This window comes from Agromyces ramosus, assembly GCF_004216665.1.
In the GTDB taxonomy this organism is placed as follows: Bacteria; Actinomycetota; Actinomycetes; order Actinomycetales; family Microbacteriaceae; genus Agromyces; species Agromyces ramosus.
Map to the genome: position 1 here is coordinate 49,145 of NZ_SGWY01000003.1, position 18,883 is coordinate 68,027.

The 18,883-nt window shown below is 71.6% G+C and carries 19 protein-coding genes; 9 read left to right on the forward strand and 10 right to left on the reverse strand.

The features are described from left to right. Positions 1-11: 11 nt before the first annotated feature. Positions 12-704 carry an iron-dependent transcriptional repressor DtxR gene (locus tag EV187_RS12140; protein WP_130353354.1) on the reverse strand — a complete coding sequence of 231 codons (693 nt, stop codon included), beginning with the start codon at positions 702-704 and terminating at the stop codon, positions 12-14. Positions 705-772: 68 nt separating this feature from the next. Here EV187_RS12140 and serC point away from each other — a divergent pair, with 68 nt between their 5' ends. Together serC and EV187_RS12150 are read left to right on the forward strand one after the other, a co-directional pair. After that, entirely contained in the window at positions 773-1,888 is a 1,116-nt protein-coding gene (gene serC, locus EV187_RS12145; RefSeq protein WP_130353355.1) for a phosphoserine transaminase, read from the forward strand. Between the two features lie 5 nt (positions 1,889-1,893). After that, positions 1,894-2,160, forward strand: coding sequence for a DUF2530 domain-containing protein (locus EV187_RS12150; protein ID WP_130353356.1), 267 nt, complete (start codon positions 1,894-1,896; stop codon positions 2,158-2,160). On the opposite strand, the gene EV187_RS12155 is transcribed toward EV187_RS12150, so the two are convergent. Both EV187_RS12155 and EV187_RS12160 read right to left on the reverse strand, forming a co-directional pair. Beyond that, positions 2,136-2,993, reverse strand: a complete 858-nt coding sequence (locus EV187_RS12155) for a DUF3027 domain-containing protein (protein WP_130353357.1) — start codon at positions 2,991-2,993, stop codon at positions 2,136-2,138. The two genes, EV187_RS12150 and EV187_RS12155, sit on opposite strands and share 25 nt — an antisense overlap. Further along, positions 2,986-3,366: a cold-shock protein gene (locus EV187_RS12160; protein WP_130353358.1), complete on the reverse strand. Its 381-nt coding sequence runs from the start codon at positions 3,364-3,366 to the stop codon at positions 2,986-2,988. The genes EV187_RS12155 and EV187_RS12160 overlap by 8 nt, the downstream gene beginning before the upstream one ends. Before the next feature lie 108 nt (positions 3,367-3,474). Between EV187_RS12160 and EV187_RS12165 the strand changes: the two genes are divergently transcribed. From EV187_RS12165 to EV187_RS12180, 4 genes are all read left to right on the forward strand, one after another. Continuing rightward, complete coding sequence (locus EV187_RS12165; protein WP_130353359.1) at positions 3,475-3,750, forward strand: multidrug ABC transporter ATPase; 276 nt, start codon at positions 3,475-3,477, stop codon at positions 3,748-3,750. 10 nt (positions 3,751-3,760) lie between these two features. Further along, the gene (locus EV187_RS12170) at positions 3,761-5,626 is read left to right on the forward strand and encodes a helicase-associated domain-containing protein (protein WP_130353360.1); all 1,866 of its coding nucleotides are present in this window, start codon (positions 3,761-3,763) and stop codon (positions 5,624-5,626) included. A 68-nt stretch (positions 5,627-5,694) separates the two neighbouring features. Beyond that, positions 5,695-7,338: a DNA repair helicase XPB gene (locus EV187_RS12175; RefSeq protein ID WP_130353361.1), complete on the forward strand. Its 1,644-nt coding sequence runs from the start codon at positions 5,695-5,697 to the stop codon at positions 7,336-7,338. Between the two features lie 15 nt (positions 7,339-7,353). Further along, positions 7,354-7,947 carry a dihydrofolate reductase family protein gene (locus tag EV187_RS12180; RefSeq protein WP_130353362.1) on the forward strand — a complete coding sequence of 198 codons (594 nt, stop codon included), beginning with the start codon at positions 7,354-7,356 and terminating at the stop codon, positions 7,945-7,947. A 9-nt stretch (positions 7,948-7,956) separates the two neighbouring features. Here the strand turns inward: EV187_RS12180 and EV187_RS12185 are convergent, their stop codons facing one another. The 3 genes from EV187_RS12185 to EV187_RS12195 are packed head-to-tail and all read right to left on the reverse strand — an operon-like array spanning position 7,957 to position 10,822. Next, positions 7,957-8,685 carry a pyrimidine reductase family protein gene (locus EV187_RS12185; RefSeq protein WP_130353363.1) on the reverse strand — a complete coding sequence of 243 codons (729 nt, stop codon included), beginning with the start codon at positions 8,683-8,685 and terminating at the stop codon, positions 7,957-7,959. After that, entirely contained in the window at positions 8,682-9,557 is an 876-nt protein-coding gene (gene folP / locus EV187_RS12190) for a dihydropteroate synthase (protein WP_423190889.1), read from the reverse strand. The genes EV187_RS12185 and folP overlap by 4 nt, the downstream gene beginning before the upstream one ends. Beyond that, entirely contained in the window at positions 9,554-10,822 is a 1,269-nt protein-coding gene (locus EV187_RS12195) for an NAD(P)/FAD-dependent oxidoreductase (RefSeq protein ID WP_130353364.1), read from the reverse strand. The genes folP and EV187_RS12195 overlap by 4 nt, the downstream gene beginning before the upstream one ends. A gap of 87 nt (positions 10,823-10,909) precedes the next feature. On the opposite strand from EV187_RS12195, the gene EV187_RS12200 reads away from it, so the two are divergent. The 3 genes from EV187_RS12200 (at position 10,910) to EV187_RS12210 (ending at position 13,912) form a co-directional block, all read left to right on the forward strand. Then, positions 10,910-11,602, forward strand: coding sequence for a response regulator transcription factor (locus tag EV187_RS12200; protein WP_130353365.1), 693 nt, complete (start codon positions 10,910-10,912; stop codon positions 11,600-11,602). A gap of 31 nt (positions 11,603-11,633) precedes the next feature. Further along, positions 11,634-13,493 (forward strand): sensor histidine kinase, encoded by a 1,860-nt coding sequence (locus EV187_RS12205; RefSeq protein ID WP_130353366.1) that lies wholly within the window; start codon positions 11,634-11,636, stop codon positions 13,491-13,493. A gap of 128 nt (positions 13,494-13,621) precedes the next feature. Next, positions 13,622-13,912 carry a WXG100 family type VII secretion target gene (locus EV187_RS12210; protein ID WP_130353367.1) on the forward strand — a complete coding sequence of 97 codons (291 nt, stop codon included), beginning with the start codon at positions 13,622-13,624 and terminating at the stop codon, positions 13,910-13,912. 278 nt (positions 13,913-14,190) lie between these two features. On the opposite strand, the gene EV187_RS12215 is transcribed toward EV187_RS12210, so the two are convergent. The 4 genes from EV187_RS12215 to EV187_RS12230 all read right to left on the reverse strand — a co-directional run bounded on the left by EV187_RS12215 (position 14,191) and on the right by EV187_RS12230 (position 18,883). After that, a complete protein-coding gene (locus EV187_RS12215) occupies positions 14,191-15,384 on the reverse strand; it encodes a hypothetical protein (protein ID WP_130353368.1) in 1,194 nt (397 codons plus the stop codon). Positions 15,385-15,539: 155 nt separating this feature from the next. Further along, a complete protein-coding gene (gene groL / locus EV187_RS12220; protein ID WP_130353369.1) occupies positions 15,540-17,159 on the reverse strand; it encodes a chaperonin GroEL in 1,620 nt (539 codons plus the stop codon). A 206-nt stretch (positions 17,160-17,365) separates the two neighbouring features. Continuing rightward, the gene (locus EV187_RS12225; RefSeq protein WP_130353370.1) at positions 17,366-18,424 is read right to left on the reverse strand and encodes a DUF3048 domain-containing protein; all 1,059 of its coding nucleotides are present in this window, start codon (positions 18,422-18,424) and stop codon (positions 17,366-17,368) included. A gap of 258 nt (positions 18,425-18,682) precedes the next feature. Further along, a complete protein-coding gene (locus EV187_RS12230; protein ID WP_130353371.1) occupies positions 18,683-18,883 on the reverse strand; it encodes a cold-shock protein in 201 nt (66 codons plus the stop codon).

Sequence of the window (18,883 nt, forward strand, 5' to 3'; positions counted from 1 at the left end):
GTGATCAGGGATTATTCCCCGACGAAGATGTGACCGGCGACTTCGCTGGGAAGCTCGAGGCCGCCGTCGACGCCGTCGACCTCCACAAGGACGTACGGCCCGGAGTTGCTGAACGTCGCCCTGGCGCCCGGAACGACACCCGCGTGCTTGAGCTGGCCGAGCAGCACGGGGTCGAACTGCACCGGCTCCCCGAGGCGTCGCACGACGCCGCGCACGGGCTGGTCGGTCTCGGAGACGGCATCGAGCACCCGGACCACGCCGGACATGAACGGATCGGCGGGCGGCAGGCCGAGCTCCTCCAGTCCCGGGATGGGGTTGCCGTAGGGCGACTCGCGCGGCTGGCCGAGCAGCTCGATGAGCCGGCGCTCGACCTGCTCGCTCATCACGTGCTCCCAGCGGCATGCCTCGTCGTGCACGTACTCCCAGTCGAGCCCGATCACGTCGGCGAGCAGGCGCTCGGCGAGCCGGTGCTTGCGCATCACGTGCACCGCCTTGCTGCGTCCGTCGGGCGTCAGCTCGAGGTGCCGGTCGCCCGAGACCACGACGAGGCCGTCGCGCTCCATGCGGGCGACGGTCTGCGACACGGTGGGCCCGGAGTGGCCGAGACGCTCGGAGATGCGCGCGCGCAGCGGCACGATGTTCTCCTCCTCGAGATCGAGGATGGTGCGGAGGTACATCTCCGTCGTGTCGATGAGATCCGTCACCAGAAGCCCTCCCTGTCGCAGCCCGTCATCAAGCCTAGCGGCCACGGCCCCCTCGCTAGACTCGTGCCATGCCGCGCCTCGTGATCCCCAGCGACCTCCTGCCCGCCGACGGCCGTTTCGGCTGCGGCCCGTCGAAGGTCCGGCCCGAGCAGCTGGCGCACCTCGCGGCCGAGGGTCCGCGCCTCCTGGGCACGTCCCACCGCCAGGCGCCCGTGAAGGACCTGGTGGGTCGCGTCCGCACCGGGCTGGGCGATCTCTTCGCCCTGCCCGAGGGCTACGAGGTCGTGCTCGGCAACGGCGGGTCCACCGCGTTCTGGGACGCCGCGGCATCCGGCCTCATCGAACGGCGTGCCCAGCTCTGCGCGTTCGGCGAGTTCGGCCAGAAGTTCGCCGGGGCCGCTGCGGCCCCCTGGCTCGAGGCCCCCGACGTGCGCACGGCCGACGCCGGAACGCGCTCGCGACCCGAAGCCGTCGAGGGCGTGGATGTGTACGCCTGGCCGCACAACGAGACCTCCACGGGGGTCATGGCGCCGGTCACGCGGGTCTCGGCCGACGCGGGCGCCCTCACCGTGATCGACGCGACCAGCGCGGCCGGCGGCGTCGCCGTCGACCCCGCCGAGTTCGACGTCTACTACTTCGCGCCCCAGAAGAACTTCGCCTCCGACGGCGGCATCTGGTTCGCGCTCCTCTCCCCCGCGGCCCTCGAGCGCGTCGAGCGCATCGCCGCGAGCGGCCGTCACATCCCCGAGTTCCTCTCGCTGAAGAACGCCGTCGACAACTCGCGTCTGAACCAGACGCTCAACACGCCCGCGCTCGCGACCCTCCTGCTGATGGAGGACCAGGTCGACTGGATGAACGCCTCGGGCGGGCTCGCCTGGGCCGACGCGCGCACGCGCGAGTCGTCGTCGGTGCTCTACGAGTGGGCCGAGCGCACCGCGGTGGCCACGCCCTTCGTCGCGGATGCCGCGGACCGATCGCAGGTCGTCGTCACGATCGACTTCGACGACTCGACGGATGCCGCGCGCATCGCCGCCGTCCTGCGCGAGAACGGCATCGTCGACACGGAGCCGTACCGCAAGCTGGGGCGCAACCAGCTGCGTGTCGCGACCTTCACCGCGATCGAACCCGACGACGTGCGCGCGCTCACCGCCTGCATCGACCACGTGCTCGAGCGGATGGACTGAGCTCCGTGCGGCTCTGGCTGAGCGAGTCCGAGCGGCGCCCCGACCCGGCGCCCGCTCGTGCGGACGCGCGCAAGGCCGTGCTCGCGGGCACGATCGCGTGGCTGGTCGCGCTCGCGCTCTCGCTCCTGTTCCGCGCGCCGCTGGAGGCCGCCGGCCTGGGCTGGCTGCTGTGGGCCGCCGTCACCGGCAGCGTGCTGGGGCTCGTCGGACTCGTCGTCGTGCAGGCGATCCGTCGCCGGCTCGGGCGTCAGGAGGCCGGCTCGGCGGGCTGATCCGCCGGTCGTTCGCCCGCGGCGTCGTCGTCTTCGTCGTCGTCCGAGTCGTCGTCTTCGTCGTCGTCCGAGTCGTGGTCGTCCGAGTCGTCGCCGTTGCCGTCGTCGTCCGAGTCGTCGTCTTCGTCGTCGTCCGAGTCGTGGTCGTCCGAGTCGTCGTCGTCCTCGTCCGAGTCGTCCTCGTCGCCCTCGTCGGCCGAGTCGTCGAGCGCATCGATGTCGATGCCGTCGAACTCGTCGTCGCCGTCGTCGTGTCCGAACGCGGCGTCGAGCTCCGCGTCGTCGTCGAGGTCCACCGCGTCGTCCTCGTCCTCGTCGTCGTCGTCGTCGTCGAGATCCTCGTCCTCGTCATCCGACTCGAGGCCGTCGTCGAGGTCGGCGTCGTCGTCGGTCCCGTCCTCGTCGCCCTCGGTGTCGCCGCCGGCCTCCGTCGCCGCAGCGGCGGCGGCCTCCTGGGCGGCGCGGTAGTCGGCGAGGCGCTCCGACCAGGGCACCCACTCGGGTGCGAGGAGGGCGGAGTCGCCCGGCATGAGCTCGGTCTCGAGCACCGTGGGCTCGCCGTCGTCGACGCGCGCGATCGTGACGCTCCATCGCCACCCGGGATACCCCGCGAGGTCGGACGCGAAGAGCAGCGTCAGCACGTGCTCACCTTCGACGAGATGGCCGACGACGGATCCGACCGTCTCGGCCGGGGTGACCTCGAGGAGCGCCCGGCGCGCGAGGTCGACGGAGTCGAGCAGCACCGCGTCGGCGACGGCGGGAGGCGCGGCATCCGCGACCTCGACGGCCTCGATCGCCTCGATCGCGTCGGCCTGCCCGGGCTGCTCAGGCATCGAGATCGTCTGCCACCTTGCGCAGCACCGCCGCAACGGTGCGCGCCTTGGACTTGTCGGGGTAGCGGCCGCGACGCAGGTCGGCGCCGATGCCGTCGAGCACCTTCACGACGTCCTCCACAATGATCGCCATGTCGTCGGCGGGCTTGCGGTTGATCTTCGCGAGGCTCACGGGCGCGTCGAGGACGCGCACCGACAGGGCCTGCGCGCCGCGCTTGCCCTCCGCGACGCCGAACTCGAGCCGGGTGCCCGCACGCACGGTCGCGCCGGCGGGAAGAGCGGATGCGTGGAGGAAGACCTCCTGGCCGTCATCGGAGCTGATGAAGCCGAATCCCTTCTCCTCGTCGTAGAACTTGACCTTGCCGGTGGGCATCGTGTGAACCTCGCTCATGTCTGGGGGCGCGCCGAAATCGTGGCCCGTCCAAGGTCCAGTCTAGGAGTCCTCGACGCCGGCGACGGCCCGCTGCCCTATTCTGGAGACGTGAGCGATTCCGGCCCCATCACCCAGCATCGTGCCGAACGCGTCCTCGCCTTCATGTTCGTGGGCATCATCGGCATCTCGATCCTCGCGTTCATCGCCGTGATGATCGGCACGCTGGCGGGCGCCGGAGCGGACGACGGGTTCAGCCAGGGCGTCTGGCCGATCGTCCTCACGCTCCCCCTGTTCGGGCTCCCGATCGCGTTCCTGCTCCTCATCGCCCTCCTCATCGTGAACGGCGTACGCCGCACCCGCGCCTCGCGGGCCGGATCGAGCTGACCCGCGGCCGATGCTCGAGCTCGCCGCACGACTCCGCGGGCTGCCGCGAACGGAGCTCGCGTCGGCACTGCAGGCGCGCGAGTTCGATGCGTCGGCGGTGCGCGACCTCTTCGACCTCGCCGAGGTGCTCCTCGCCCCCGACTCCGTCGACCACTGCCTGAGCCGGCTCGATCGGCGCCACCTCGCGGTGCTGGCCGCCGCGTCATCCGTGGCCGACGAGCACGGCGACGCCGCGATCGACGTGGTGCAGGCCGAGCTCGTGACGCTCGGGGCATCCGCAGAGCTGTCGGATGCGACGACCGCCCTGCTCGACGAGCTGGCCACCGCCCTCCTGGTCGTGCTCTCGGAGGTGCGCGTGCACGTGCCGACCGCCGTGACGGCGCGGCTCGCCATGCACACGCCGCGGGACATCCCGCCCGCCGAGGAACTCGCGGCGCCCGCCCCTCCGGTGCTCGTCGGCGTCGACGACGTGGACCGCAGCCTCCTCGAGCGCCGTGCCGCCGAGACCGCCTACGCCACCGTCGCGGCCACCGCCGAGCTCCTCGCCGAGCTGGGCACGCAACCCGCTCGCGAGCTCGCCAAGGGCGGGCTCGCGCTGCCCGACTCGAAGCGGCTCGCCGAGTCGAGCGGCATCCCGCTCGAGGCGCTCCCCCGCCTCTTCCACCGCGCCGACGAGGCGGGCCTGGTCGTGCGCGACGGGGCGTTCTGGCTCGAGTCCGATCTCGGCGCCGAGTGGACGCAGCAGAGCGCGGCCGCCCGCTGGCGCCGTCTCGCCCAGTGCTGGCGCGACCGCATCCCCGCCCCGCTGCGCGAGCTCGTCGCCCGTCGCAGCGAGACCCTCACGGCGACCGATCTCCGCGACGACGTCCGGTGGTTCTACCCGGCCGGCGGCCGCTGGATCGACGAGGGGCTCGACCGCCTCGTCGGCGACGCCGAGTCGCTCGGGCTGGCCGTGTCGGGCGAGCCCATCGAGCCGGGCCGCCTGGTGCTCGCCGGCGACATCGACCGGGCCGCGCGGCTGCTGGCCGCCCACTTCCCGCCGCAGGTCGACAAGGTCTACCTCCAGCACGACCTTTCGATCGTGTCGCCGGGCCCGCTCGAGCCCGCCCTCGACGCGCGGCTCCGCGGCTTCGCCGACGTGGAGGGGCGCGACCTCGCCTCGACGTACCGCGTCAGCGGGGCATCCGTGAACCGCGGCCTGGCGGCCGGTGAGTCGGCCGACTCCATCCTCGAGTTCCTCGGCGGGCTCTCGCTCACGGGCATCCCGCAGCCGCTCGCGTACCTCGTCGGCGAAGCCGCCGCGAGGTTCGGCTCGGTGCGCGTCGCAGCCGCAGCCGAAGCGGATGCCCCGGCACGCGCCGCCATCCGCTCCGACGACGAGCAGCTCGTGCGCACGCTCGCCGTCGACCAGTCGCTCTCCTCCATCGGGCTGCGGCAGACCGGCCCGAACCGGCTCCTGTCGCGGTTCACCGCCGATGTCGTGTTCTGGGCCCTGTCCGATGCGCGGTACCCCGTCGCCGCCGAGGACGCGAACGGCGACATCATCCGGCTGCGGCGCCACCGGCTCGCTCCCGCGCCGCCGCCGCCACAGAAGACCGACCCGATCGCCGCGCTCCTCGACCGCGTGCTCGCGACCGGCGACGAGGGAGCGACCGAGCAGGCGTGGCTCGCCCGGCAGCTCGAGGCGGCCGCACGCGCCAAGGAGACCCTCACCGTCACCGTGCGCATGCCCGGCGGCCAGACCGCCGACTACCTGCTCGCCCCCGCGAGCGTCGCGAACGGGCGCCTGCGCGCCCGCGACCGCAAGGCGGACATCGAGCGCACGCTGCCGCTGTCGGCGATCGCGGCCGTCTCGGCCGCCCCGACCAACGTCTAGCGACGGCCCTCGGCCCGAGCTGCGCCGAGCGGCCGTGCACCCATGAACCGGGCGTAGACTCGAACGCTATGTCAGACGGCCCCCTCATCGTGCAGAGCGACCGCACCGTGCTCCTCGAGGTCGCGCACCCGCTCGCGGAGGACGCGCGGCACGACCTCGCGGTCTTCGCGGAGCTCGAGCGCGCACCCGAGCACGTGCACACCTACCGCATCACCCGGCTCGGACTGTGGAACGCACGGGCCGCCGGCCACGACGCCGAGGACATGCTCGGCACGCTCGAGCGGTACGCGAAGTTCCCGGTGCCGCAGACCGTCGCCGTCGACATGCGCGAGACCGTGGCACGCTACGGCCGGCTCGTCGTCGACCGCACCGACGACGGCGCGCTGCGCCTGCACTCCTCCGACATCGCCGTGCTCACCGAGGTCGCGAATGCCAAGCGCATCGCACCCCTGCTCACGGAGCGCATCGACGACGACAGCTTCCTCGTGGCGGCGTGGGCGCGGGGCGCCCTCAAGCAGGAGCTCGTGAAGCTGGGCTGGCCGGCCGAGGACCTCGCCGGGTACACGCCCGGCACGCCGCATCCGATCGAGCTCGACCAGACGAGCTGGCACCTGCGCGACTACCAGCAGAAGGCCGTCGACAACTTCTTCGACGGCGGATCGGGCGTGGTCGTGCTGCCGTGCGGGGCCGGCAAGACGCTCGTGGGCGCCGGCGCGATGGCGACGGCGAAGACCACCACCCTCATCCTCGTGACGAACACCGTGTCGGCCAGGCAGTGGCGAGACGAACTGCTCAGGCGCACGAGCCTCACCGCCGAGGAGATCGGCGAGTACTCGGGGCAGGTGAAGGAGGTCAAGCCCGTCACCATCGCGACCTACCAGATCCTCACGGCGAAGCGGAAGGGCGAGTACGCCCACCTCGCACTGCTCGACGCGCTCGACTGGGGCCTCGTGGTCTACGACGAGGTGCACCTGCTGCCGGCGCCCGTGTTCAAGCTCACCGCGGAGCTGCAGGCCCGCCGGCGGCTGGGGCTCACCGCCACGCTCGTGCGCGAGGACGGCCGCGAGGGCGACGTCTTCTCGCTGATCGGGCCCAAGCGCTTCGACGCGCCGTGGAAGGAGATCGAGGCGCAGGGCTTCATCTCCCCCGCGGCCTGCTTCGAGGTGCGCATCGACCTGCCGCAGTCCGAGCGGCTCACGTACGCGGCATCCGCCGACGACGAGCGCTACCGCCTCGCCGCGACCGCGCCTGCCAAGCTCGGCGTCGTGAAGGAGCTCGTGGCCAAGCACGCCGGCGAGCGCATCCTCGTGATCGGCCAGTACCTCGACCAGATCGACGAGCTGGCGGAGGCGCTCGGTGCGCCGCAGCTCACGGGTGCGACGCCCGTCGACGAGCGCGAGCGGCTCTTCCAGGAGTTCCGCGACGGCCGGACACCGGTCCTGGTGGTGTCGAAGGTCGCGAACTTCTCCGTCGACCTGCCCGAGGCGACGGTCGCGATCCAGGTGTCGGGCTCGTTCGGCTCGCGGCAGGAGGAGGCGCAGCGCCTCGGACGACTCCTGCGGCCGAAGGAGTCGGGACTCTCGGCGAACTTCTACACGCTCGTGGCGCGCGACACCGTCGACCAGGACTTCGCGCAGAACCGGCAGCGCTTCCTCGCGGAGCAGGGCTACAGTTACACGATCCTCGACGCGCACGCGCTGGAAGCCGCCTGATCGAAGGAATCCCCGATGTCCCTCGTGGTCTGCGACATCTCCGTCTCGATGGACGGCTACGCCGCCGGGACGGGCCAGACCCGTGAGCTGCCGTTCGGGACCATCGCGCACGATCACCTCCACGACTGGATGTTCGAGCGACGGGACGAGAACGAGGCGGAGGTCGCCGCGATCCTCGACTCCGGCGCGTTCATCATGGGCCGCAACATGTTCGGCCCCGACCGCGGCGAATGGGACCTCGGGTGGACGGGCTGGTGGGGCGACGATCCGCACCACGCGCCCGTGTTCGTGCTCGCGCACCGCGAGCGCGACGACGTGCCGATGGAGGGCGGCACCACGTTCCACTTCGTCACCGACGGCATCCACGCGGCGCTCGAGCGGGCCCGGGCCGCGGCCGGCGGCCGCGCCGTCTCCGTCATGGGCGGCACCGCGACGATCAACCAGTTCTTCACCGCCGGGCTCATCGACGAGCTGCGCGTGCACGTCACCCCGACGATCATCGGCGCGCGCGAGCGGCTCTTCGACAGCGTCCCTCCGCAGGCGTTCACGCAGGTCTCGTCGCGCGGCACCTCGCTCGTGACCCACATCGCCTACCGCCCCGAGCGGTAGGGGCGGCGCCTACGAGCGGCGTGCCGACGCCCGCGCGTAGCGCAGCAGGAGCAGGTCGCCCGCGGGGATCGCGTGCACGAGGCGCATCCGCCGTTCGACCTCGGGTGCGCCGCGCACGATGCGGCCGGCCTCGCCGGCGACGAGCAGGGGGCTCAGGCTCAGGCAGAGCTCGTCGACCAGATCGGCATCGATGAGCGAGCCGAACAGGTGCGGACCGCCCTCGCAGAGCACCTGCGGCAGCCCGAGGCCGGCGAACGCACCGACCATCGCACGCAGGTCGACCACGTCGTCGCCGCAGACGAGCACGTCGGCGACCTCGGCGAGCGCCGCGCGTCGATCCGACGGCGCCGACGCGCGCGTCACCACGAGCGGCCGCTCCGTGGCGGGCGCGAAGAACGGATGCTCCGGGCTCAGGTCGAGCCGCGACGAGACCACCGCGACCCGGGGCTGCCCGGGCCGGCCCTGCTCGCGCCGCCACGCGGCATCCGCATCGTCGACCCGCAACCCCCCGTAGCCCTCGATGCGCACCGTGCCCGCGCCGACGAGCACCACGTCGGCGAGGGACCGCAGCACCTGCATCGCCAGCCGGTCGCTCTCGTCGCCGAGCCCGCCGCTCCGCCCCTCCAGCGTGACCGCGCCGTCGAGGCTCATCACGAAGTTCATCCGCACGCGAGGCGTCGTGCGGTCCACGATGGCATACGCCTCGAGCAGCTCCTCGCGGTCGACGGGCGCGGTCATCGGTTGTGCTCCAGGTACGCGGGCTCGCGCCAGCCCTCGATCGCCTCGACCATGCGCATCGCATCCACGGTCTCGCGCACGTTGTGGACGCGCACGATGCGCGCGCCCTGCAGCACGCAGTACACGGCGGCCGCGATCGACCCCTCCACGCGCTGCTCTCGCGGGCGGCCGAGGCTCTCGCCCACGAAGTCCTTGTTCGAGAGCGCGACGAGCGTGGGGTAGCCGAGCGCCGTCACCTCGCGCAGGCGCCGGGTGAGCTCGAGCGAGTGCAGGGTGTGCTTGTTGAGGTCGTGGCCGGGGTCGACCACGATGCGGTCGGATGCCACTCCCCGCGACTCGGCCAGGGCGACGCGCTCCCGCAGGAACGCGACGACCTCGTCGACGACGTCGGCGTACCGCGGCGACGGGTAGGGCGTGCGCGGCGCGGCGAGGCTGTGCGTGACGATCACCGTCGCCCCCGTCTCGGCGACCACATCGGCCATCGCGGGGTCCTGGAGCCCGGTGGTGTCGTTCACGACGTGCGCCCCGGCACCGATCGCCGCGCGAGCGACGTCGGGTTGGAAGGTGTCGACCGAGATCACCGCGCCCGAGCCGGTGAGCGCGGCGATGACGGGCACCACCCGGTCGATCTCCTCGGCGACGGGGATCTCGGGACCCGGCGCGAACTTCGCGCCGCCCACGTCGATCCAGTCGGCGCCCTCGCCGATCGCCCGTTCGGCGGCGGCGACGGCGGCGTCCAGCGAGTCGGTGCGGCCCCGGTCGTAGAACGAGTCGGGCGTGCGGTTCACGATCGCCATCACGGCGACCTGGCGGGAGAAGTCGAACTCCCGGGGGCCGATGCGGCGGACCGCGGCGCCGTGGGGCAGGCTCACGCGACGTCCCCGGCGAGCGCGTCGAGCGGCACGCCCGGGTCGGCGAGCTCCTCGCGGGAAACGATGCGCTCGGAGCGGATGAGCCGCTGCACGGTCTCGTTCACGTCCCACACGTTGATGTTCATCCCGGCGACCACTCGGCCGTCGGCGAGCCAGAACGCGACGCACTCGCGAGCCGCGAGGTCGCCGCGCACCACGAGCTCGGCGCCGGCGGCGAGCTCGCCGTAGCCCGAGTACTCCATGCCGAGGTCGTACTGGTCGGTGAAGAAGTAGGGGATGTCGTCGTAGACGACCGTCTCGCCCGCGATGGCGCGACCCGCGAGCGCCCCGCCGTTCAGCGCGTTCGCCCAGTGGTCGACGCGCAGCCAGTGGCCGAGGCGGGGGTTGAACGACTTCGCGACGTCGCCGGCCGCGTAGATGTCGTCGGCGCTCGTGCCGAACGCGGCATCCGTCACGATGCCGTCGTCGACGGTGAGCCCGGCGGATGCCGCGAGCTCGACGTTCGGCGTCGCCCCGATGCCGAACAGCACCAGATCGGCGGGCACCTCCTCGCCCGTGCCGAGCACCACGCCGGCGACCCGGCCCTGCTCGCCGCTGAGCGCCGAGATCCCGGTTCCCGTGCGCACGGTGACCCCGTGCTCCTCGTGCATGCGCTGGAACAACCCTCCGAGCTCGGGCCCGATCGCCGCAGCGAGCGGGACCTCGCCGCGCACCAGCACGGTCACCTCGTTGCCGTACTCGCGAGCGGCGGCCGCCGCCTCGAGGCCGATCCAGCCGCCGCCGACCACGACGACCCGGCGATCGCCGGCGCGGAACGCGGTTCGCAGCCGGGTGGAGTCGGGCAGGCGGCGGAGCGTGTGCACGTCGCGGAGTCCGGCGCCCGGGCCGTCGAATCGGCGTGGCGACGAGCCGGTGGCGAGCAGCAGGCGGTCGTAGCGCAGGACTTCGCCCGCGGCATCCGCCCCGCTCGTGCTGCCGCTCGTGCTGACGGTGTGCGCCGAGGGGTCGATGGCGGTAGCGCGCACGCCGCGTCGCACGTCGACGTCGTGGTCGCGGTACCAGGCGGCGTCGTGGGGATAGACCACGCTCGCGGCATCGGCGCCGGTCAGGTACCCCTTCGAGAGCGGAGGACGCTCGTACGGCAGCCGGCGCTCCTCTGCGAGCACGACGACCTCGCCGTCGAAACCCGCCTGGCGGAGCGACTCGGCGGCCCGCGCCGTCGTGAGCCCACCGCCGATGAGGAGCACCCGTTCGCGTGACGCCATGTCCCCAGTGTTCCACCGGCCGGGCGGATTCGGCGACCCTCGAAGAATGTTCAGGAAAGTTCCAGCCGATGCGCAGAGAATGTCCACATGAGCGATGGACCACGCATTCTCATCGTCGACGACGAGCCCAACATCCGCGACCTCCTGACGACGAGCCTCCGGTTCGCCGGCTTCGCCGTACGTGCCGTCGGCAACGGCGCCCAGACCATCTCGGCCGTGCTCGAGGAGGAGCCCGACCTCATCATCCTCGACGTCATGCTGCCCGACATGAACGGGTTCGGCGTGACCAAGCGCCTGCGCTCCGCGGGCTACACGGCGCCGATCCTGTTCCTCACCGCGAAGGACGACACCGAGGACAAGATCACCGGCCTGACGGTGGGCGGCGACGACTACGTCACGAAGCCGTTCAGCCTCGACGAGATCGTCGCGCGCATCAAGGCGATCCTGCGCCGCACGATGCACGCCGAGGAGGACGCGGTGATCCGCACCGGCGAGCTCACCATGGACCAGGACACCCACGAGGTGCTGGTCGGCGACGTGCCCGTCGAGCTCTCCCCCACCGAGTTCAAGCTGCTCCGCTACCTCATGCTCAACCCGAACCGGGTGCTGTCGAAGGCGCAGATCCTCGACCATGTCTGGGAGTACGACTTCAACGGCGACGCGGGCATCGTCGAGAGCTACATCTCCTACCTGCGGCGCAAGCTCGACCAGCACTCCACCGAGCCGCTCATCCAGACCAAGCGAGGATTCGGGTACATGCTGAAGTCCTCCAAGCCCTGACTCAGGCTTCGCCGCCTAGACTCGCCCCGCGATGCATCAGACGATTTCCGAGCGGTGGAACCGCATCTCCCTGCGCACCAAGATCACGGGCGTGACGGTGCTGATGCTGACCCTCGGGCTCCTCGTCTCCGGCATCGGAACGGCGGCGATGCTGCGGTCGTACGTCGAGGACCAGATGGCGGCGCGGCTCGACACGATCGCGAGCGGGAACCTCGGCCGGTACTTCATGGACGAGGGCGAGGAGCCGGGGCCGCAGGCCGACCTGGACGACCTCACCTTCACCTCGTCCGATGAAGTGTTCGTGGCGGTCTACGACGCCGAGACCGGCCAGTTCGTCAAGCACAACTGGCAGGGGCGCAACTCGGCCACGTTCCCACGGTTCCCCGAGGTCGTGACGCAGGCGGACGTCAACTCCCGCAACTCGCAGACGGGCGGCAAGTACGCCGTCTACCAGCTCCCCGACGCCGACGGACAGTACACGTTCCGGGCGGTGAGCGCGCTCCTGACCGCCGATCAGCACGGCAACTACGCGCCCATCGTCATCGCGATCTCGTCGAAGGACACCGAGCGCCTGCTCGCCGTGTACCTCACGATCTTCCTCGGCTTCGGCCTCGGCGTCGTGCTCGTGGGCGCCCTCCTCACCCGCATGCTCGTGACCACCACGTTCACGCCGCTGCGCGAGGTCGAGCGCACCGCCGCCGCGATCGCCGACGGCGACTTCAGCCAGCGCCTCGGCGGCGCGACGCCGAACACCGAGGTGGGCCGGCTCAACCGCTCGCTCAACACAATGCTCAACCGCATCGACCGGGCGTTCCGCGATCGCGCCCGCACCATCGAGCAGATGCGCCGCTTCGTGGGCGACGCGTCCCACGAGCTCCGCACCCCGCTCGTCTCGGTGCGCGGCTACGCCGAGCTCTACCGCATGGGCGCCCTCCAGTCGCCCGACGAGGTCGCGCAGGCCATGGACCGCATCGAGAAGGAGGCGATCCGCATGGGCGGCCTGGTCGAGGACCTCCTCGCCCTCGCCCGGCTCGACGAGGCCAAGCCGCTCGAGCTGGCCGAGGTCGACCTCGTGCCGCTGGCCCGCGACGCGGCGCTCGATGCGATGGCCGCCAACCCCGGGCGGACCGTCACCGTGATCGCGCCCGAGGAGCTCGGGAGCACGGATGCCACGGGCAGCCCATCGCCCGACCTCGAGGTCGATCTCGAGGCCGACCGGCCGGTGACCGGCGCGATCTCCTTCGCCGGCGCCACGCTCGCGCGGCTGCGCGGACGTCGCCCGCGCGGCGAGGCGTCGGGCGCGGGTGCGCCGCGGCGCGGCTCGGGCCAGCGGTCGGGCGCCGCGACATCCGGTGCCCCGAAGCGCGGCCAGTCGGCTCGATCCCGGGTCTCGGCCGCCGACCTCGCCGCCACCGCGGTCGCCGACGACGACACGTCGACGGCGGACACCGCCGATGCGCTCACGCCGGGCGCCACGGTGATCGCGCCGGTCCGGCGCGCCGTGGTGCTCGCCGAGGAGAACAAGATCCGCCAGGTCATCACGAACCTGATGGCGAACGCGATCCGGTTCACGTCGGACGACAGCCCGATCGACATCCGCGTGTCGATCGACGACCCGTCCGAGCGGGCCATGATCGAGGTCGTCGACCACGGCGAGGGCATTCCGCCCCAGATCCGAGAGAAGATCTTCCAGCGCTTCTGGCGCGCCGACACCTCGCGCACGCGCGAGACGGGGGGCTCCGGACTCGGCCTCGCGATCGTCTCGTCGATCGTCGCGGCCCACAACGGCGTCGTGGACGTCGTGGAGACGCCCGGAGGCGGAGCCACCTTCCGCGTCTCCCTGCCGCTCGCCGGATCGGCCGCCGCGCCGCAGCGCGTCATGCAGGGCTGACCCACCCACCGCGACTCGTCCTCACCAGCGGGCGCCGGGGGAACGCCGTGCGCCGTGCGAGCGCGAACGCGGGGTCGGCGACCGGTGGAGCCGTATCGTGACCCTCGTATCGAGCGAAGGGACCTCACATGACCACCTACCACGTCGACGCCGCGCAGGTGTCCGCCGCCACCCAGACCGTGCAGGGCACGATCGGCCGCATCCAGGCCGAGGTCGCGTCCCTGCTCGGGCAGCTCACCGGGCTCCAGTCGTCGTGGTCGGGTCACGCCGCCACGGCGTTCCAGGGTGCCGTGGCCGACTGGCGCGCGACGCAACTGCACGTCGAGCAGAGCCTCGCCCAGCTCAACCACGCGCTCGGCATCGCCGCGACGCAGTACGCCGAGGCCGAGCAGGCCAATGCGCGGCTCTTCCTGCGCTGATGTGGTGCCCAGTGACGCTGGTTGAGCTGCGACCTGTCGAGAGACGGGTGAGGACCTCCCGGTCGGGAGTGGAGCTGTCTCGTTCCCGGACTCGAGACCAGCGAGGTCTTCGTGACCCACGCTGATGCTGCGTTGACACTCCGCCAACGGCTCCGGCTCCCGCAGGAAGTCGTCGACCACGAGTGGACGATGGCCGCAGCCGCGAGCGACTTCCCGGGTGTCGTGGCGAACCGCGGAACGCTGGGCGCGTCGCTACGTCGAGATGGGCGAGGCAGGCATCAGGCGGCCGCCGTCACCTGAGCCGCGACGATGGCGGCGATATCGGCCGCACTCGAGCGCGCGGACTCGTAGTAGGCGATCGGCGGACCGTACTCGGGCTCGAGCTCCGGGACCGGATACACCGTGACCCGGATCCACGCACCTGCGACTCTGAGATCGATGTTGCACTCGGCCGCCGCGTCGACGCACCTCGCGATGGCGTCTCCGTCCGCCACGCCGGGGACGGCGACCGGTGTTCCGCCCGCGGCGATCCATGCGTCGTGGTACCGGTCGTACGCCCAGGCGCCCGACGGGAGGATCCCGATCTGCCCGATCGCGGCGTCGCTGTCCGACATTCCGAGCGAGCAGCGCTGCGCGCCGGTCTGCGTGGTCGCGTACCAGTACTGCCCGACATGCGGCCCGTCCCAGTGCGGTCCGACGCTGAGCTCGGGGATCCCCGTGGTCGCCGCGATCGCGTCGGTCGGCGTCAGGACGTCGCAGGCGGCCTCGCCGATCGTGCTCGGTTTCGAGGGCGCCCACCTCTCGTGCGGCTCCATCGTGCCCACCCTCGCGACCAACGGGTCGATGACGGACCGGAATCCGGCGAGCAGGTCGATGGTGGGCGTCCCTGACTGCACCGCGATCCCATCGACGGTGAGCTCCACCCACGTCTGCCCGATCACGCCGAACAACTCGCAGTAGCCGCCGTCCATCCCATCGGCCGGACCGAGGCATCTCGGACCCTGGACGTGTTCGCCATAGGTCGGATCCGCGATCTGGTAGAGGTCGACGTAGGCGATGGCATCGTCGATGCCCTCGGGGAGGATGCTGAGCCTCACGCTCTGGCCGTCGATGTCGGGGCCGGTGAACGGATCGACCTGCAGCCCGTTCGTCCAGGTGCACGCCAGCGCGCCGAGCTGCTCCCCCGCGGCGCGGTCGGGCGTGAGGCGATCGGCCGGGGTCGCGACCGCCAGCGGGCTCGCGACCAGGCCCATGAAGTCCTGCAGCGCGGCGCTATCGAGGATGTCGTCGCACGTGGCGTCGATCCGCGGTGCAGGGCCGGGATCGACGACGGGTGCGGTAGTCGGCGCGATCGTCGTCTCGGGCGGCTGCGTCGGCTCGGGCGGCGCGGCCACGCATCCCCCCAGCGCCATCGCGAGGGTCACGAAGAGGGCTGCGGTCCAGAGCGGCTGCGACGATCGATGGCGCGACATGCGCTCACGATAGCGGCGCGAGCCGGGGTGGAGGATTCCCTCCGGATAACGGTTTCGGCACGGATCGGGCGCCGGCCCGGACACGACGATGGGCGCCTCCCGAAGGAGACGCCCATCGTGTGATCCGCTGGCCGCAGGGGCCGGATCGAGTCGGACTAGAAGTCCATGCCACCCGTCGGGTCGCCGGCCGGAACCGGGTTCTTCTCGGGCTTGTCGGCGACGACGGCCTCGGTGGTGAGGAAGAGGCCGGCGATCGACGCGGCGTTCTGCAGCGCCGAGCGCGTCACCTTGGCGGGGTCGATGATGCCCTGCGCGAGCAGGTCGCCGTACTCGCCGGTCGCGGCGTTGAGGCCGTGCCCGTCGGGGAGCTCGGCGACGCGGTTCGCGACCACGCCGGGCTCGAGGCCGGCGTTGAGGGCGATCTGCTTGAGCGGCGCCTCGATGGCGACCTTGACGATGTTCGCGCCGGTCGCCTCGTCGCCCGAGAGCTCGAGCGTCTTGAACGCCTTCGCGCCGGCCTGGATGAGGGCGACGCCACCACCGGCGACGATGCCCTCCTCGACGGCGGCCTTCGCGTTGCGGACGGCGTCCTCGATGCGGTGCTTGCGCTCCTTGAGCTCGACCTCGGTGGCCGCGCCCGCCTTGATGACGGCGACGCCGCCGGCGAGCTTGGCGAGCCGCTCCTGCAGCTTCTCGCGGTCGTAGTCCGAGTCGGTGCTCTCGATCTCGGCGCGGATCTGCGCGACGCGGCCGGCGATGGCCTCGGGGTCGCCCGCACCCTCGACGATCGTGGTCTCGTCCTTGGTGATGACGACCTTGCGAGCCTGGCCGAGCAGGTCGAGGGTGACGTTCTCGAGCTTGAGGCCGACCTCTTCGGAGATGACCTGGCCGCCGGTGAGGGTGGCGATGTCCTGGAGCTGCGCCTTGCGACGGTCGCCGAAGCCGGGGGCCTTGACGGCGACCGACTTGAAGATGCCGCGGATCTTGTTGACGATGAGGGTCGCGAGCGCCTCGCCGTCGACGTCCTCGGCGATGATCAGCAGCTGCTTGCCGGTCTGGATCACCTTGTCGACGATCGGCAGCAGGTCCTTGATGTTCGAGACCTTGCCGTTCACGATCAGGATGTACGGGTCCTCGAAGACGGCCTCCTGGCGCTCGGGGTCCGTGACGAAGTACGCCGACAGGTAGCCCTTGTCGAAGCGCATGCCCTCGGTGAGCTCGAGCTCGGTGCCGAAGGTGTTCGACTCCTCGACGGTGACGACGCCCTCCTTGCCGACCTTGTCGATCGCCTCGGCGATGATCGCACCGATCTCGGGGTCCGCGGCGGAGATCGACGCGGTGGCCGCGATCTCGTCCTTGGTCTCGATCTCCTTCGCTGCCGAGAGCAGCTCCGCGGTGACGGCCGCGACGGCCTTCTCGATGCCGCGCTTCAGGAGGATCGGGTCGGCGCCGGCGGCGACGTTGCGGAGGCCCTCGCGAACGAGTGCCTGGGCGAGCACGACGGAGGTGGTGGTGCCGTCACCCGCGACGTCGTCGGTCTTCTTGGCGACCTCCTTGACGAGCTCGGCGCCGATCTTCTCGTACGGGTCGTCGAGTTCGATCTCCTTGGCGATCGACACGCCGTCGTTCGTGATCGTGGGGGCACCCCACTTCTTCTCGAGCACGACGTTGCGGCCGCGCGGGCCGAGGGTCACCTTGACCGCGTCGGCGAGCTGGTTGAGTCCACGCTCGAGCCCGCGGCGGGCCTCCTCGTTGAAAGCAATGATCTTTGCCATGTGTGTCTCTCGTCCCTTCTCGGACGTCTCAAAGATTCGTTGGTTAGCACTCAAATCGAGTGAGTGCTAAAGACGATTCTGGCACTCGACCGTCACGAGTGCAAGCGAGCACGGATGCCGCGGCCGACCGTTCCGCCCGTGTTCGCCGAGCGCGTGACGAAGGTCGGCACCGTCGCGCGGCGGCACGCGGCGGCATCCGCCCGGGTTCATGGCGCGAACGAGGCCGACCCCTCGTTCGGCACGAGCTCAACCCAGGTGCTGCCGGGCGCCAGGCGGAGTCGGCTGCCGTCGTCGGCCGTGAGCTCGACTGGAGAGCCGGCGTCGGCCTTCGACCAGGTGCCGTGCGCCGTCCGGCCGCCGACGGAGACCCAGGCCTCGCCGGCGCCGGCCAGTACGGTGAGCGGCACCTCCTCGTACGGCCATTCGACGGCGACGCGCAGCGTGACCACGTTCGTCGCCCGCACCCGATCCCCCGACGCCTCGAGGTCGGGGAGGCCGTCCTGCGATCGCAGCCATGCGTACGTCATCGGGTCCCACTCCCACGACGGGTGACTCGACTCCGAGAACACGAGCTCGATCCGGGACGTCGGCACCGCCGAGAGCGCCGGCGCCGCGAGCGGGTCCGCCGTGCCGTACGCGAACTGCACGGGCGGCGGGGGCAGCCCGGCGTTGCGAGCGATGGCCGCGGCGGCCGCCAGGACGAGGTCGTGCGGACCCGGCCGGTCGTCCGCGCGCTCGAAGAGGGTGCCGTCGTCCTCGTCGCCCACGAGGTTCACGAGCGGCGTCGCGTGCATGAGATCCACGAAGTACTGCTGGCCGCCCGAGTAGGCGATCACGCCGCCGAACGGGCCGGCGATGTCGGGGTCCATGGGCCGCACCGAACGCACCGGTCCGACGACGTCGGGGACATCCGAATGCCAGACGGCGAGATAGCGCGTGAGGCCGCCCTCCACCAGCTCCTCGAAGACGATGTCGGCGCGGTTCAGCGCGATCTGCGGCCGTGCGTCCCAGTGATTGTCGATCTTCACGGCGATCGACGGATGCCGGAGCGCGTCCGCCTCCGCCGGGGTGCCGCGCAACGGCGCGAACGCGATCGCGATCGGCGCCTCCGGGCCTGCCGGGCGCGGCGTGGAGGTCGGCGTCGGCGTGCCGACGACGAGGTCGACGGAAGCCGCGTCGCACCCGCTCAGCAGCAGTGCCGATGCCGCGATCGCGACCAGCGGCACGCCCCTCCACCCCAGAACCGGCCGGGACCGCCCTGCCATGGCGCCATGCTAGCCACTTCCGAGTACCCAGGGGGTCCGGCGCACCGCGCGGGGGCCGGGACCGCACCCCCAGTACCGGGCACACGCGTACCGGGCGCACGCCATACCGGACACACCCGGGCACACGCGTAATGCCACACGCGTACCGGGGCGCACGCGACATCCGGTGCACACGACACCCGGCACCCACGACGCACGCGGCGACCCGGATGCACGAACGCGCCGCCGGCTGACCGGCGGCGCGTCCGAGCTCGTGACCTATGCCGGGCGGACGGCCTCGGCCTGCGGCCCCTTGGAACCCGTGCCGACCTCGAAGACGACCTGCTGGCCCTCCTCGAGCACCTTGTACCCCGCCATGTCGATGGCGGAGTAGTGGACGAAGACGTCCTGGCCCCCGTCGACGGTGATGAACCCGTAGCCCTTTTCAGCGTTGAACCACTTGACGGTTCCGTTCGCCAT

Excerpts from the sequence above, each read along its gene's own strand:
- EV187_RS12180 (WP_130353362.1), top strand. The coding sequence starts at position 7,354 with ATGTCCCTCGTGGTCTGCGACATCTCCGTCTCGATGGACGGCTACGCC.
- EV187_RS12210 (WP_130353367.1), top strand. The coding sequence starts at position 13,622 with ATGACCACCTACCACGTCGACGCCGCGCAGGTGTCCGCCGCCACCCAG.
- groL (WP_130353369.1), bottom strand. The coding sequence starts at position 17,159 with ATGGCAAAGATCATTGCTTTCAACGAGGAGGCCCGCCGCGGGCTCGAG.
- serC (WP_130353355.1), top strand. The coding sequence starts at position 773 with ATGCCGCGCCTCGTGATCCCCAGCGACCTCCTGCCCGCCGACGGCCGT.
- EV187_RS12155 (WP_130353357.1), bottom strand. The coding sequence starts at position 2,993 with ATGCCTGAGCAGCCCGGGCAGGCCGACGCGATCGAGGCGATCGAGGCC.
- EV187_RS12230 (WP_130353371.1), bottom strand. The coding sequence starts at position 18,883 with ATGGCGAACGGAACCGTCAAGTGGTTCAACGCTGAAAAGGGCTACGGG.
- EV187_RS12175 (WP_130353361.1), top strand. The coding sequence starts at position 5,695 with ATGTCAGACGGCCCCCTCATCGTGCAGAGCGACCGCACCGTGCTCCTC.
- EV187_RS12200 (WP_130353365.1), top strand. The coding sequence starts at position 10,910 with ATGAGCGATGGACCACGCATTCTCATCGTCGACGACGAGCCCAACATC.
- EV187_RS12195 (WP_130353364.1), bottom strand. The coding sequence starts at position 10,822 with ATGGCGTCACGCGAACGGGTGCTCCTCATCGGCGGTGGGCTCACGACG.
- EV187_RS12160 (WP_130353358.1), bottom strand. The coding sequence starts at position 3,366 with ATGCCCACCGGCAAGGTCAAGTTCTACGACGAGGAGAAGGGATTCGGC.
- EV187_RS12185 (WP_130353363.1), bottom strand. The coding sequence starts at position 8,685 with ATGACCGCGCCCGTCGACCGCGAGGAGCTGCTCGAGGCGTATGCCATC.
- EV187_RS12215 (WP_130353368.1), bottom strand. The coding sequence starts at position 15,384 with ATGTCGCGCCATCGATCGTCGCAGCCGCTCTGGACCGCAGCCCTCTTC.
- EV187_RS12170 (WP_130353360.1), top strand. The coding sequence starts at position 3,761 with ATGCTCGAGCTCGCCGCACGACTCCGCGGGCTGCCGCGAACGGAGCTC.
- EV187_RS12225 (WP_130353370.1), bottom strand. The coding sequence starts at position 18,424 with ATGGCAGGGCGGTCCCGGCCGGTTCTGGGGTGGAGGGGCGTGCCGCTG.
- EV187_RS12205 (WP_130353366.1), top strand. The coding sequence starts at position 11,634 with ATGCATCAGACGATTTCCGAGCGGTGGAACCGCATCTCCCTGCGCACC.